Source organism: Streptomyces sp. JLBJ103, assembly GCF_058215575.1.
Window position 1 is genome coordinate 1,285,681 of the sequence record NZ_CM177089.1, and the last position, 13,192, is coordinate 1,298,872.

At 73.2% G+C, this 13,192-nt stretch carries 10 protein-coding genes and 5 tRNA genes; 6 read left to right on the forward strand and 9 right to left on the reverse strand.

Annotation, left to right across the window (positions count from 1 at the left end):
- Window positions 1–36: 36 nt before the first annotated feature.
- Complete coding sequence (locus AC4BEG_RS05390) at window positions 37–867, reverse strand: aminotransferase class IV (protein ID WP_490704762.1); 831 nt, start codon at window positions 865–867, stop codon at window positions 37–39.
- Window positions 864–1,934 (reverse strand): chorismate-binding protein, encoded by a 1,071-nt coding sequence (locus tag AC4BEG_RS05395; RefSeq protein WP_490704763.1) that lies wholly within the window; start codon window positions 1,932–1,934, stop codon window positions 864–866. The genes AC4BEG_RS05390 and AC4BEG_RS05395 overlap by 4 nt, the downstream gene beginning before the upstream one ends.
- Before the next feature lie 183 nt (window positions 1,935–2,117).
- On the opposite strand from AC4BEG_RS05395, the gene AC4BEG_RS05400 reads away from it, so the two are divergent.
- The 5 genes from AC4BEG_RS05400 (at window position 2,118) to AC4BEG_RS05420 (ending at window position 2,543) form a co-directional block, all read left to right on the forward strand.
- Window positions 2,118–2,190, forward strand: a tRNA-Gly gene (locus tag AC4BEG_RS05400).
- Between the two features lie 29 nt (window positions 2,191–2,219).
- Window positions 2,220–2,290: transfer RNA gene (locus AC4BEG_RS05405), tRNA-Cys, on the forward strand.
- A gap of 1 nt (window position 2,291) precedes the next feature.
- A tRNA-Val gene (locus AC4BEG_RS05410) sits at window positions 2,292–2,363 on the forward strand.
- Between the two features lie 25 nt (window positions 2,364–2,388).
- A tRNA-Val gene (locus tag AC4BEG_RS05415) sits at window positions 2,389–2,460 on the forward strand.
- A gap of 11 nt (window positions 2,461–2,471) precedes the next feature.
- Window positions 2,472–2,543, forward strand: a tRNA-Val gene (locus AC4BEG_RS05420).
- A 67-nt stretch (window positions 2,544–2,610) separates the two neighbouring features.
- Here the strand turns inward: AC4BEG_RS05420 and AC4BEG_RS05425 are convergent.
- From AC4BEG_RS05425 to AC4BEG_RS05440, 4 genes are all read right to left on the reverse strand, one after another.
- Entirely contained in the window at window positions 2,611–2,910 is a 300-nt protein-coding gene (locus AC4BEG_RS05425; RefSeq protein WP_201872872.1) for a TFIIB-type zinc ribbon-containing protein, read from the reverse strand.
- 74 nt (window positions 2,911–2,984) lie between these two features.
- Entirely contained in the window at window positions 2,985–3,974 is a 990-nt protein-coding gene (locus AC4BEG_RS05430) for a phosphotransferase (RefSeq protein ID WP_490706987.1), read from the reverse strand.
- A 428-nt stretch (window positions 3,975–4,402) separates the two neighbouring features.
- Window positions 4,403–4,609, reverse strand: a complete 207-nt coding sequence (locus AC4BEG_RS05435) for a hypothetical protein (protein ID WP_490704764.1) — start codon at window positions 4,607–4,609, stop codon at window positions 4,403–4,405.
- Between the two features lie 262 nt (window positions 4,610–4,871).
- Window positions 4,872–5,120 (reverse strand): DUF8836 family protein, encoded by a 249-nt coding sequence (locus tag AC4BEG_RS05440; protein WP_490704765.1) that lies wholly within the window; start codon window positions 5,118–5,120, stop codon window positions 4,872–4,874.
- Window positions 5,121–5,393: 273 nt separating this feature from the next.
- On the opposite strand from AC4BEG_RS05440, the gene AC4BEG_RS05445 reads away from it, so the two are divergent.
- The gene (locus AC4BEG_RS05445) at window positions 5,394–6,731 is read left to right on the forward strand and encodes a serine/threonine-protein kinase (RefSeq protein WP_490704766.1); all 1,338 of its coding nucleotides are present in this window, start codon (window positions 5,394–5,396) and stop codon (window positions 6,729–6,731) included.
- 230 nt (window positions 6,732–6,961) lie between these two features.
- Here AC4BEG_RS05445 and AC4BEG_RS05450 read toward each other — a convergent pair whose 3' ends face one another.
- The 3 genes from AC4BEG_RS05450 to cobT form a co-directional block, all read right to left on the reverse strand.
- Window positions 6,962–7,780, reverse strand: a complete 819-nt coding sequence (locus AC4BEG_RS05450) for a TrmH family RNA methyltransferase (RefSeq protein ID WP_490704767.1) — start codon at window positions 7,778–7,780, stop codon at window positions 6,962–6,964.
- Between the two features lie 85 nt (window positions 7,781–7,865).
- Window positions 7,866–9,086 (reverse strand): uroporphyrinogen-III C-methyltransferase, encoded by a 1,221-nt coding sequence (cobA, locus tag AC4BEG_RS05455; protein ID WP_490704768.1) that lies wholly within the window; start codon window positions 9,084–9,086, stop codon window positions 7,866–7,868.
- A 106-nt stretch (window positions 9,087–9,192) separates the two neighbouring features.
- Window positions 9,193–13,149 carry a nicotinate-nucleotide--dimethylbenzimidazole phosphoribosyltransferase gene (cobT, locus tag AC4BEG_RS05460; RefSeq protein ID WP_490704769.1) on the reverse strand — a complete coding sequence of 1,319 codons (3,957 nt, stop codon included), beginning with the start codon at window positions 13,147–13,149 and terminating at the stop codon, window positions 9,193–9,195.
- Between the last annotated feature and the right edge of the window lie 43 nt (window positions 13,150–13,192).

The following is a 13,192-nucleotide window of genomic DNA, read 5'->3' on the forward strand; positions in this document are numbered from 1 at the left end:
CCCGGTGCGCGCCCGTCATCAGTATTTCGGCGGATCTCACGGGTCGATGTCCGCCGCCGCCCGCTCGGTGAAGATCCGCATGGCCTTGGCGGTGACCGGGCCGGGCGCGCCGGGCAGGGCCCGGTCGTCCACCCGGTGGACCGCCTGCGCATCGCGCGTGGTGGAGGTCAGGAAGATCTCCTCGGCCCGCTCCAGCACATCCAGCGGAAGATCGGCCTCCTTCGCGCCCACCCACTCCAGGACCAGGGCGCGGGTGATGCCCGCGAGGCAGCCGGAGGCGAGCGGCGGGGTGTACAGCTCGCCGTCGAGAACCACGAAGACGTTGGAGCCGGTGCCCTCGCACAGGGCGCCGACCGTGTTGCCGAACAGCGCCTCGTCGGCGCCGTGTTCCCGGGCGCGGGCGAGGGCGACCACGTTCTCGCCGTAGGAGGTGGTCTTCAGGCCGGTGAGTGCCCCGCGCTCATTGCGCGGCCAGGGCACGGTGACCACGGCTGTGGTGTCGGGGCGCCGCTGGGCCTCGACGACCGCGACCACCAGCGTGGGGCCCTGGGTGCCCCGGTCCGAGCCGAGCGGGGAGAAGCCGCCGGTGTAGGTGATCCGCAGCCGGCCGAGCGCCATGGGGTTGGCCTTCAGAACGGCCTCGCAGGCGTGCCGTACCTCGTCCTCGTCCGGCTCCGGCAGGCCCAGACCGTGCGCGGAGCGAGCCAGCCGCCGCAGATGGCGGGTGAGCGCGAAGGGACGTCCGTCGACGGCCTTGATCGTCTCGAAGACACCGTCGCCGACCGTCAGTCCGTGGTCGAACACCGACACCTGGGCGGTGTCGGCCTCGTGCAGGGTTCCGTCGAGCCAGAGCGTGAGCGTCGTCATCGTGTCGCCCTTCCCATCGGCTGCTGTACATCCGACGCTACCGCGAGCAGCCGGGCGGCCTTGAGTTCCGTTTCCTCCCATTCGTCCTCCGGGTCGGAGCCCCAGGTGATCCCGGCTCCGGTCCCGAACCGCAGCACGGCGCCGCCACCGGCCGGACCGGGCGGCGCCCGGTCTATCCAGAACGTCCGGATCCCGACGGCCAGCTCGGCGGTGCCCCGGTCGGCGTCCACCCAGCCCACCGCGCCGCAGTACGGGCCGCGGGGGGCCGTTTCCAGCTGCTCGATGATCCGCAGCGCGCTGGACTTGGGCGCGCCGGTCACCGAGCCGGGCGGAAAGGCCGCGGCGAACAGCTCCGGCCAGCCCGCGCCGGGGACCAGCTCACCGCGGACCGTGGAGACGAGGTGGACCAGACCGGGATGCGGTTCGATCGCGCACAGCGCGGGGACCGTGACCGAGCCGGTGCCGCAGACCCGCCCCAGGTCATTGCGGACCAGGTCCACGATCATCACGTTCTCGGCGTGATCCTTCTCCAGCAGTTCCTCCGGGCTCCGGCCGGTGCCCTTGATCGGGCCGGACTCCACGGTGCGGCCGGAGCGGCGCAGGAACAGCTCGGGCGAGGCGGTGGCCACCTCCACCCCATGGGCGGGCAGCCGGACCGTGCCCGCGTACGGAGCGGGGTTGCCCAGGGCCAGCTGGGCGGTCAGCGCGTCCACATCGGCCGCGGCCGGGTCGGGCAGCGGCGCGGACATCACCCGGCACAGATTGACCTGGTAGACCTCACCGGCGGCGATATGGCGCCGTATCCGCCGTACGCCCTCGGTGTACGCGGCCCGGTCCAGCGAGGAGGTCCAGTCCCCCGGCTCGGGGCCGCGCCAGGCGCCCGGCACCGGGGCGGGCACGGGTGCGGACCGTACGTCACCGAAACGGGCACAGACCGTACGCCCCTCGAAATCCGCGACAACAGCCCAGAAACCCCGGGAGTCCAGGGCCGAGGGGTCACTGGTCACATCACGAAGATCAGTGGCGAGCAGGCCGCCGAAGCGGGCGAGAGGGGGCAGGTCGTACACGGCTGCGAGTCTATGACGCCCTGGTCACAGGAACTTCAAAGGGAACGGTGGCGGGACCTGGGGCGGGACCGCGCCGCGCGAGCAGGGCAGCACGCTGCGGAAACGGAATTTGAGCTGGCCGGGGAATCCGCTAGAGTTCAACACGTCGCCGGGACGCGGAAGCGCCCCGGGGAAACGACACCTGCGGACGTGGCTCAGTTGGTAGAGCATCACCTTGCCAAGGTGAGGGTCGCGAGTTCGAATCTCGTCGTCCGCTCGGAGTGGGGGCTTCACGCCCCCGCGCTTGGTGGAGTGGCCGAGAGGCGAGGCAACGGCCTGCAAAGCCGTCTACACGGGTTCAAATCCCGTCTCCACCTCGGACGATTAGCTCAGCGGGAGAGCGCTTCCCTGACACGGAAGAGGTCACTGGTTCAATCCCAGTATCGTCCACTGGGGCCCTCATACGGGCCCTCTCGCGCGATTAGCTCAGCGGGAGAGCGCTTCCCTGACACGGAAGAGGTCACTGGTTCAATCCCAGTATCGCGCACGCAGTCCCGAGGACGATTAGCTCAGCGGGAGAGCGCTTCCCTGACACGGAAGAGGTCACTGGTTCAATCCCAGTATCGTCCACACCGATCGGCAGAGGGCCGGAGCGATCAGCTCCGGCCCTCTGCCGTTTGTCATTTCAGGAGGAGTTTCAGGAGGAGAAGAGCATGTGCCCGAAGCCCCGGTGATGCTTGTGGTGGCCGTGATGACCATGGTGACCGCCGTGCTGAGCACCCCACGCGGGCGCGGCCGGATACGCCTGCGGGGCGCCGGGGGCGGGCGGGGCCGGGGGCGCGGGCGGCACCTGCTGGTTCCACTGCGATTCCAGGCGGGTCAGCGACTCAAGCTCCCCGTAGTCCAGAAAGATCCCCCGGCAGCCACTGCACTGCTCAATCTGCACGCCGTTGCGGTTGTACGTGTGCATCGGCGCATGACACTTGGGACACTGCATGGTGCGTTCAACTCCTCAACTCCGGTCAATTCCGGATAGAACGCCGCCGGAACATCCGCCCGGCCGCGGTGGGTTCACCTTACGGCCTCGCTGAGCCGCGCGATGCGAACGCAGGCGTCGACCATGGCCTCCTCCGCCTCGTCCAACGCCCGCCGCGCGGCAGCCGCCTTGGCGAGGGCCAGCGCGGCGGTCTGCACGGTGAGCGCGCGGGCCGGTACGTCGAGCCGAGGCCACGGGTCGTCCGGCCCCGCCGCCGGGCCGCCCTCGGCGCGGTACGCGCCGAGGAACCGCGCCCAGTCTTCGGGCGCGAGCAGTCCGGCGGCGTACCAGGCCGCGGGGCGCGCCAGATCCCAGGCCGGGTCGCCCAGTCCGAGGTCGTCGACGTCGATCAACAGCCAGCGGCCGTGGTGCCGGACGAGCTGGCCGAGGTGGAAATCGCCGTGGCAGAGCGCGCCGGAACCGGCTCCGGCGCGGCCCTCCCCGCGCGCCCACCCGGGCAGCCCGGCCCAGGCCCGCCCCACCTCCCGCGCGGCGGCGGCCAGCTGTGAGCGGGGGGTGGCAGTGGTGGCGGCGCTCGCCTCGGTACCGGCGCCCGCTTCGGCGGCTGCCGGGCCGGTGTCCGTAGCGTCGGTGACCGCCGCCCGGAGCCGGGCGGCGGCGCGGGCCGCCTTGGCGGGCCCGCGCATCGGCGGCAGCGGGCCGGGCAGCGCGGTGGGCGGGACGGTGTGCAGCCGCGCGAGCAGCACCCCGGCCTCCACCCAGGGCGCGGCCTCGGGCTCGTCGGGCGCCACGGGCTCCCCGTACGGCCACAGGGTGATCTGCCGCCCGTCGGCCAGGGTGTCGGCCTCCGCCAGCGGTGCGAGCAGAATCCCGGCACAGCGGTGATGTGCGGCGACCCGCAACCGGGCGACCAGCGCGACCGGATCGGCGTCCGGCGCATGTGCCTTGGCGACGACCGCACCACAGCGGACGACGGTTCCATCGGCCCGGTCGGCCAGAACGGCCGCCTCGTCGCCGGCCCCGGGTCGGATTCTGCTGACGGCGTCGGCCAACTGCGCCCGCATTGTGCTCACGGCTCCCCCTGTCGGACGACGTCGTCCGGATCCTAACCACCGCCGCTCTCGGCCAGCGGCCGGGCCTGGAGCACGCACCGGCGCGGGCAGACGAGGCCCGCGCGACGGACGCCAACACCTTCGCGGCAATCTCTACGACGCGACCGCCAGCCCGGAGCGGACAGCCGGGCCGCGCCGCACTCTCTCCGCCGGGGTCCCCATGCGGCGCGGCGGCGACTCGAATCGGCAGCCGACGCCGGAGCACGACCCACACGGTTCGCCCAACGGCCGCCCCCGCGGCGCGCAACGGCCCCGGACGGCGCGATGCCCGGACAGCTCCCCAGCTGTCCGGGCATTCGTGCCGTCCGCCGCACCCCCGTCCCCACGGGGTTGATGGCAGGATGTCCCCGGCCCAGGCCGCTCTCCTGGACCTGGGGCGCTCAGCGCCCCAGCATTCCCGCCACGGACGACGCTTGTGTGACGACGGCTTCCCAGCCGCCGAAGGCGATGCTCAGCAGGACGGCCAGCGGAAGCACCATGGCAACCGCGACCAAGGGATGGCGGGTGCCCGACCTCGGGCCACGGAACGCGTCGACGACCTGGCGACGCCGCGCCCGGACGACCGAACCTCCAGCCGTGTCAGCCATCGTCCCTCCTTGCTGCGCATCTGGGGGCGGCGAGCGTCTGACCTCGGGGGACGAGTGCTGCGCCCGCCGCTTGACGACAACATTAGGCCCGCACCCAGGGGCTCGGCGTCATGCCTTCGTACCGCTTGCCGGGCCTCCCCGAGGATGACCCCGGAGAGCTTTGACTACTCCCCTGGGTGGAGATACACCCTCCGGTATTGGGGTCATCCCGGAGCTTGCCCCGGACCGCTACCCCGGCCCCTCCCCCGGCGGCCTCCGCCCGCTACGCCTCCTCGTCCTCCCCCTCTTCTCCACCACTCCGCGGCAACGGCTGCTCCACGAGCGCCAACACCCGGGTGGACATGAAGCGCGCGGTGCGCACTACGGACCCATTACGGGTGACTTCGCTCACTTCCACCACCCCGCGCCGGACCGCTGTCTCCACCCGGCGGCCCGCCCTGCTCGCCGTGACTTCATACGTCCGGGTCGTGTCCCCTGCGTCCACGACTATCTCCACACGGTCACCCTTCACGGTCCCAATCCCCCTTCTGAGACGGCTGCTTGAGATCACGCACACGTGAGCACGAGCACGGATTGCCACGTTTCCGGCCCACTTCTCCAGGATCTCAGGGGGCACTGACAATCCGTCGGCCGACGCATGCGCCGCCTCTCAGCGCGCGGGGCCGTCAATCCGTAAGCTGTGCACGTCAGACGGACAGCAGTGGACGGCAGCGGATGGGGCTCCCCTCCAGGGCTCACACCAGGGCCCGGAAGGGCCCGCCCCACCCGGAGGCAGGGGACGGACATGGCGATGATGCGGCTCCGGCGCGAGGACCCGCGTGTCGTCGGTTCCTTCCGCCTTCACCGGCGGCTCGGCGCGGGCGGTATGGGGGTGGTCTACCTCGGATCCGACCGTCGCGGGCAGCGCGTGGCGCTGAAGGTGATCCGGCCGGATCTGGCGGAGGACCGGGAGTTCCGGTCCCGGTTCGCCCGTGAGGTGTCGGCCGCCCGGCGGATCCGCGGCGGCTGTACGGCGCGGCTGGTGGCCGCCGACCTCGAGGCCGACCGCCCGTGGTTCGCCACCCAGTACGTACCGGGCCCGTCCTTGCACGACAAAGTGAACGAGGACGGCCCGCTGCCCGCGGCGCAGGTCGCCTCGATCGGGTCGGCGCTGGCCGAGGGGCTGTTGGCGGTTCATGAGGCCGGGGTGGTCCACCGCGACCTCAAACCGTCGAACATCCTGCTGTCCCCCAAGGGTCCGCGGATCATCGACTTCGGTATCGCCTGGGCGACCGGGGCCAGCACCCTGACCCATGTCGGCACGGCGGTCGGCTCGCCCGGCTTCCTCGCGCCCGAGCAGGTGCGGGGCGCGACGGTGACCCCCGCGACCGACGTCTTCGCACTGGGCGCGACGCTCGCGTACGCCTCGACGGCCGACTCCCCCTTCGGGCACGGGAGTTCCGAGGTGATGCTGTACCGGGTGGTGCACGAGGAGCCCCAGCTGATCGGGGTTCCGGACGCGCTGGCACCGCTGCTCCACGCCTGTCTGGCGAAGGATCCGGAGGACCGGCCCAGCACCCTGCAACTGTCGCTGCGGCTGAAGGAGATCGCGGCGCGCGAGGCACATGGCCATGGCGACGGCCATGGGCAGGCGTACGGCGGCGGGTCCGGACCCGGCGGGTCGTACGGCGCGGCCGATACCCGGCCCGCCGGGCGGCGCGCCGACCAGTACGCGGAGCAGCACACCGAGCGGCGGCCGGGGAACACCCCGGCACCCCGAGGGGCGCAGTCGTCCCGCGGTCCCGCGTCGCGGAGCTCCTCGGCCCGGCCGGGGGCCGGGACCGGCGCGGGCCGTTCGACGGGGCGCAACACCCCGGCGCGTCCGGGCGCACCGCGCCGCCGTCCGGGTCCACCCGCCCGCACCGTGCGGACGACGCCGAACGGGCGGCGGCCCGGCGGCCCCAACCCGCGGCTGATGCGGCAGCGGCTGACCGTGTTCGTGGTGGTGACGCTGCTGGTGGCGCTGGGGATCGCCGCGGCGCAGGGCTGTGAGGGCCCGGCGAACGGCCTCGGCATCCCACCGTCGTCACCCGCCGGCGTCTCGTCCACGGCCCCGGCCGGGCACGACGGCTCGTTGCGTTAGGTCCTGTCCTGTCGATCTTCGTGGATCAGCCCGCGGCGTCTGGTGAGGGGGCACCTCCCAAGCAGTAGCCGGGGGAGGGTCGCCCTCGTACTGGGCGTACTCGGAAGACCCCGACAACGCGGCGAGGCACGGTGCCAGGCGTCGCGGGCCCGCGAAGATCGGCAGAACAGGGCCTGGGCCCTGTCCGGGGCCTTGCGCCCGGTCGCTCCGGTCCCGTTGGGTCCGGTGGATCAGGTCTGGGGGCGGCCCGCGGTCACCGCGTAGAAGGCCACCGCCGCCGCGGCGCCCACGTTGAGGGAGTCGACGCCGTGCGCCATCGGGATACGGACCCACTCGTCCGCGGCCATCAGCGCCTGCGCGGAGAGGCCGTCGCCCTCGGCGCCCAGCATCAGGGCGACACGGTCCATCCGGTGCGGGGCCGCGTCGTCGATGCTGGTGGCCTTCTCGTCGGGGGTCAGGGCGAGGATGCCGAAGCCCGCGTCACGGACCGTCTCCAGCCCGCGCGGCCAGCTCTCCAGCCGGGCGTACGGAACGGAGAAGACGGCGCCCATCGAGACCTTGACCGAGCGCCGGTAGAGCGGATCGGCGCAGTCCGGGGAGAGCAGTACCGCGTCCATGCCGAGGGCGGCCGCGCTGCGGAAGATCGCGCCTATGTTGGTGTGGTCGTTGACGGACTCCATGATGGCGACGCGGCGGGCTCCGGCGAGCAGTTCCCCGGCCTCCGGCAGCGGTTTGCGCTGCATGGAGGCGAGGGCGCCGCGGTGGACGTGATAGCCCGTCACCCGCTCGGCCAGCTCGGGGCTGACCGCGTAGACCGGCGCTGGGACGTCCTCGATGACATCGCGCATGACGTCGACCCACTTCGACGACAGCAGCATCGAGCGCATCTCGTAACCGGCCTGCCGGGCGCGGCGGATCACCTTCTCGCCCTCGGCGATGAACAGGCCCTCGGCAGGCTCCCGCTTACGCCGTAGCTCCACATCGGTCAGACCCGTGTAGTCGCGCAGCCGCGGGTCGTCGGGATCATCGACGGTGATGAGATCAGCCACAGGGTGATACTGCCTTGTCCTGGTTGCGGTGCCAATGCGGCAGACGCGATTAACGTTACCGGCGGTTACGCGGCGGGTGGCCGGGTCAGCGGTGGTCGGGAGAGGCGACCGCGACGACGTCGCCGATCACGACGATCGCGGGAGGCCGCACACCCTCGGCCGCCACCGCCTCCGCCACCGTGGCGAGGGTGGCGTCCACCCGGCGCTGGGCGGCGGTGGTGCCCTCCTGGATCACGGCGACCGGGGTGTCCGCGGCCCTGCCGTGCCCGATGAGCGCGGTGGCGATGACGCCTATCTTCTCGACGGCCATCAGCAGCACCAGCGTGCCACGCAGCCGGGCGAGCGCGGACCAGTCCACCAGGGAGCTGGGGTCGTCCGGTGCCACATGTCCGCTGACCACGGTGAACTCATGGGCCACCCCACGGTGGGTCACGGGGATCCCGGCCACGCCCGGCACGCTGATGGCGCTGGTCACCCCGGGCACCACGGTGCAGGGGATCCCGGCCTCGGCCAGGGCCTGCGCCTCCTCCATCCCACGGCCGAAGACGAACGGATCGCCGCCCTTGAGCCGGACCACCGCCTTGCCCGCCTTGGCGTGCTCGATCAGCGCGTTGTTGATCGCCTCCTGGGCCATGAAGCGGCCGTACGGAATCTTCGCGGCGTCGATCACCTCGACATGCGGCGGAAGTTCATCGAGCAGATCGCGGGGGCCCAGCCGGTCGGCCACCACCACGTCCGCCTCGGCGAGCAGCCGACGGCCGCGCACGGTGATCAGGTCCGGATCGCCGGGGCCGCCGCCCACCAGGGACACCCGCGGGCCGCGGGCCCGGTGGCGGGGCGCGGCGAGCGTGCCGTCGCGCAGTCCCTCGACCACCGCGTCGCGCACCGCGGCCGAACGCCGCGGGTCCTGCCCGGTGAGCACGGCGACGGTGACGCCCTCGCTGCGTCCGGTGGCCGGGGTCCAGGCCGAGGCGGCCGAGGCATCGTCGCTGCGCACGCACCACACCCGGCGCTCCTCGGCCTCCGCGGACGCGGCGGCGTTTGCCTCCGGGTCGTCCGTGGTGATCAGGGCGTACCAGGCGCCCTCGAAGTCACCCGCGCGGTAGCGGCGGCGCTCCCAGCGCACCTCGCCCGCCTCCGCCATCGCCTCGACCGAGGCGGTGGCGGACGGGGAGATCAGCAGGATGTCCGCACCCGCCGCGATCAGCGCGGGCAGCCGGCGCTGGGCGACCTGGCCCGCTCCGAGCACAACAACGCGCCGCCCGGCAAGGCGCAGTCCGACGGGGTAGGCGAAGTTCTCGGACATGGCGGTGCGGCTCTCCTCATGCGAATGCCTGCCGCTGCGGCACTGGAGCGGCTGATCAACAGTGGGACGTGGCCCCCGCGGACACCCTACGTCGCGGGGGCGCGCCTCAGTTCTTCTCCGTGACCCCGGCGGAGTCGAACGTGGCCACCTCGTGCATCGCGCGCGCCGCGCTCTGCACCACCGGGAGGGCGAGCAGCGCGCCGGTCCCCTCACCGAGCCGCAGATCGAGATCGACCAGCGGCCGCAGCCCCAGCTTGTTGAGGGCGGCGACATGGCCGGGCTCCGCGCTGCGGTGTCCGGCGATGCAGGCGGCCAGCACCTCGGGCGCGATGGCCCGCGCCACCAGGGCCGCCGCCCCCGCGCTCACCCCGTCCAGGATCACGGGCGTACGGAGCGAGGCGCCGCCCAGCAGCAGTCCCGCCATCGCGGCGTGCTCCAGCCCGCCGAACGCGGACAGCACCCCGATCGGGTCCGCCGGGTCGGGCTGGTGCAGCTCCAGACCACGCCGTACGACATCGATCTTGCGGGCGTGCATCTCGTCGTTGATACCGGTGCCGCGCCCGGTCACCTCGGCCGGGCCCACACCCGTGTACACCGCGATCAGGGCGGCCGAGACGGTGGTGTTGGCGATGCCCATCTCACCGGTGAGCAGTGCCTTGTTCCCGGCGGCCACCAGGTCGCGGGCGGTCTCGATGCCCACCTCCAGGGCGCGCAGCACCTCTTCGCGGCTCAGCGCGGGGCCGGTGGTGAAGTCGCCGGTACCCGCCCGCACCTTGCGCGGCAGCAGACCGGGGGTACTCGGCAGATCGCTCGCCACCCCCACGTCCACCACGCACACCTCGGCGCCGACCTGGCTGGCGAAGGCGTTGCACACCGCGCCGCCACCCAGGAAGTTGGCCACCATCTGGCCGGTGACCTCCTGCGGCCAGGCGGTGACGCCCTGGGCGTGCACTCCGTGGTCGCCCGCGAAGATCGCCACGGCCGCGGGCTCCGGGATCGGCGGCGGGCACTGCCGCGAGAGCCCGCTCAGCTGCGCGGAGATGATCTCCAGCATGCCGAGCGCGCCGGACGGCTTGGTCATCCGCTTCTGCCGCTCCCACGCCTCGCCGAGCGCCTTGGCGTCCAGCGGGCGGATGCCCTGGAGGGTCTCCTGGAGCAGATTGTGCGGATCCTCGCCGGGCAGCGCACGGCGTCCGTACGTCTCCTCGTGGACGACCCAGGACAGCGGGCGGCGCTTGGACCACCCGGACCGCATCAACTCCGGCTCGTCCGGGAACTCGTCGACGTATCCGACGCACAGATACGCCACGACTTCCAGATGCTCCGGCAGCCCGAGCGCCCGCACCATCTCGCGCTCGTCGAAGAAGCTGACCCAGCCGACGCCCAGGCCCTCGGCGCGGGCCGCGAGCCAGAGGTTCTCCACGGCGAGCGCGGAGGAGTACGGCGCCATCTGGGGCTGGGTGTGACGGCCCAGGGTGTGACGGCCGCCGCGGGTCGGGTCGGCCGTGACGACGATGTTGACCGGAGTCTCGAGGATCGCCTCGATCTTCAGTTCCTTGAACTGCTTGGCCCGCCCCTTGGGGAGGGACTTGGCGTACGCCTCGCGCTGACGCATGGCCAGCTCGTGCATGGTGCGCCGGGTCTCCTCGGAGCGGATGACCACGAAGTCCCACGGCTGGGAGTGGCCGACGCTGGGCGCGGTGTGCGCGGCTTCGAGCACCCGCAGCAGCACCTCGTGCGGGATGGCGTCGGACCGGAAGCCGTTGCGGATGTCGCGGCGTTCGCGCATCACGCGGTGGACGGCGGCGCGCTCGGCCTCGGCGTATCCCTCGGCGGGAGGGCCGAGGGGCTCGAGTGGCGCTTCCGGCTCGCCGTCCGCGATCTCGTCTTCCGCGGTCGTGGGGTCGGCGGTGTCTTCGGCGTCGTCGACGGCCATGTTGTTGTCGGTGCCGGGAGCGGGCTCCTCGGCTCGGGCCGCCGCTTCGGGCTGGGCGCCGGGTCCGGCTTCGGCCGTCCCGTCGGCGTCGCCCGTCCCGTCGGCGTCGGCCTCGGCTTCGGCTTCGGCCGGTGTGCTCTCGGCGGGCTGCGGGGTCTTCTCGGGCCCGGCTTCGGGCACCTCGGCTTCGGGCACCACGGCTTCAGGAGTCTCGGCTTCAGGAAGCTCGGCTTCAGAACCCGCTGCCTCCGGGGCCACGGCCTCTTCCACTGCGGGCTCGGGTGCCTCGGTCGCGGGTGCCTCGGTCGCGGGTGCCTCGGTCGCGTCGGCGGGAGTCACGGCGACCTCCTCAGCGGTGGCCTCGGGGGCCTCCTCCACGACGGGCTCGGGCTCGGGCTGGTGCTCCGGCTCCGGCGTCGGCTCGACCGCGGCTGTCTCCACGTCCACGGACTCCTCCGGGGCGGACTCCGGCTGCGGGGCCTCCTCCGGGGCGGCCTCCGCCTGCGGGAGTTCGGCCTGCTCCTGCTGCGGGGCCTCCTCCACGACGTCCGCCTCGGACGCCGGGGTACCGGCCTCCGACTCCGCGACCGCGTCCCCGACAGCGGGCTCCTCGGCGACCTCGGTCGCCTCGGCGGGCTGGGGCTGATCGTCAGTGACTATCGAGTGACCGGGGTCGACCGCGACCGGCTCCGCGGTGTCCGCGGGCTGCTCCGCGACGGGCCGCGGCGTCTCCTCCGCCGACGTCGTGGCCTCATCGGCGACCGGGGCCTGCTCCACCGGGACCTGCTCCGCCACCGGGGCCGGTTCCGCCGCCGGGGCCGGTTCGGCCGTTGTGGTCAGGGCCTCATGCGCCATCTGCGCCGGGATTCCCGGTACAGCGTCCGGGGCCGGGTCGGGCTGCGCGTCGAGCTGTTCGGGGGCCAGACCGGGCTGGATCTGGGCCGGGATACCGACGACCGGCTCCTCGGCCATGGCCGCGTCCGCACCCTGCGCCACGGTGTGGGGCGCGGGCACATGCGCGGGCTCCATCACGGGGGCGCCGCCCTGGGCCGGGATGGCCGCGCCCGCCGGAGGTGTGTCCGCGGACTCCGGCGCGACGCCCTGCGATGGCCCGGCGTACTCCGCGGGCATCGGGGCCGGGGGCATCTCCGCGCCCTGCGCCGAATCGGGCGCCTCGGGTGCCTCGGCGCTCTCCGGCGCCGGGGCCTCCTCCTCAAGGCCGACCGTTTCTGCGTGCACGGGCTCCGGCGCGGGAGCGGGCATCGGCTCCGGCTGGACCTCGGGCTGGAGCTGCTGCGGCGCGGGCGGCGGAGCGGAGTTCCACGCCTCCCCCGGCTGCGGAATGTCCGCGAGCTGCGGCCCGGGAAGCGGGGGCTCCTCCGGCTGGACCGCGAAGTACTGCGGCCCCGCCGCATACTCGGGTGCGTTGGCGTAGTCCGCCGCCGCACCCACCATGAACTCGCCGCTCGCCGGCTGCTCCGACGCCATGGGGTACTCGGGCTGGAGCTCCGGCTCGGGCTCGGGCTCGGTAACGGGCGGCTCGACGTGCGGAGCGGACCCGCCGCCGTGCCGGGCGGCCGCCGGGCCACGGTCGGCGAGTGAACGCACCACGCCGTTGGACGATTCGGGCACCGGCGGGCCCATGTGCAGCGGTCGCCGCACGGCGGCGGGCTGCGGCTGGGACTGCTGGACCGGCTGGGGCCGACCCAACGGCTGCCCAGGGGACTGAGGCTGGGGCTGCGGTTCGGCGGCCTGCGGCGCCACGCCCGGGTGTTCGGGCAGCTGCGCACCGGCGTACTCGGCCGCCGCCGGAACCGGCACACCGCCCTCGTACGTCCCGTGCGTCCCGTGCGTCCCGTGCGGCGGCAAGCCGGCCGACGGCTGCTGGTACTGGGCCTGCTGCTCGCTCCAGGCGCCCTGGGCACCTGGCATCAGCAGCAGATCGTCCTCCTCGCCGCCGGTCTCGTGCGGGTCGAGGTAGGGGTAGGGAGCGGCGCCGGGTGGCGGCTGCTCGATGAAACCGGCGTCGGCGGGCGGGGTATGGACATCCGCCGGGTGCGGGTGTCCGAGTCGTCCGCCTGCGTTCTCCGGCTGTCCCTCACCCGGGATCTGGCCGGTGTCGGTCATGCGTACCCCTCGCCCATCGCTAGTGCTCCTTCCAACCGCCTAC

What these genes read in the sequence shown, in the direction of transcription:
- AC4BEG_RS05390 (WP_490704762.1), bottom strand. Translation starts at nt 867, where the DNA reads ATGACGACGCTCACGCTCTGGCTCGACGGAACCCTGCACGAGGCCGAC.
- cobA (WP_490704768.1), bottom strand. Translation starts at nt 9,086, where the DNA reads ATGTCCGAGAACTTCGCCTACCCCGTCGGACTGCGCCTTGCCGGGCGG.
- AC4BEG_RS05425 (WP_201872872.1), bottom strand. Translation starts at nt 2,910, where the DNA reads ATGCAGTGTCCCAAGTGTCATGCGCCGATGCACACGTACAACCGCAAC.
- AC4BEG_RS05430 (WP_490706987.1), bottom strand. Translation starts at nt 3,974, where the DNA reads ATGCGGGCGCAGTTGGCCGACGCCGTCAGCAGAATCCGACCCGGGGCC.
- AC4BEG_RS05435 (WP_490704764.1), bottom strand. Translation starts at nt 4,609, where the DNA reads ATGGCTGACACGGCTGGAGGTTCGGTCGTCCGGGCGCGGCGTCGCCAG.
- AC4BEG_RS05445 (WP_490704766.1), top strand. Translation starts at nt 5,394, where the DNA reads ATGGCGATGATGCGGCTCCGGCGCGAGGACCCGCGTGTCGTCGGTTCC.
- cobT (WP_490704769.1), bottom strand. Translation starts at nt 13,149, where the DNA reads ATGACCGACACCGGCCAGATCCCGGGTGAGGGACAGCCGGAGAACGCA.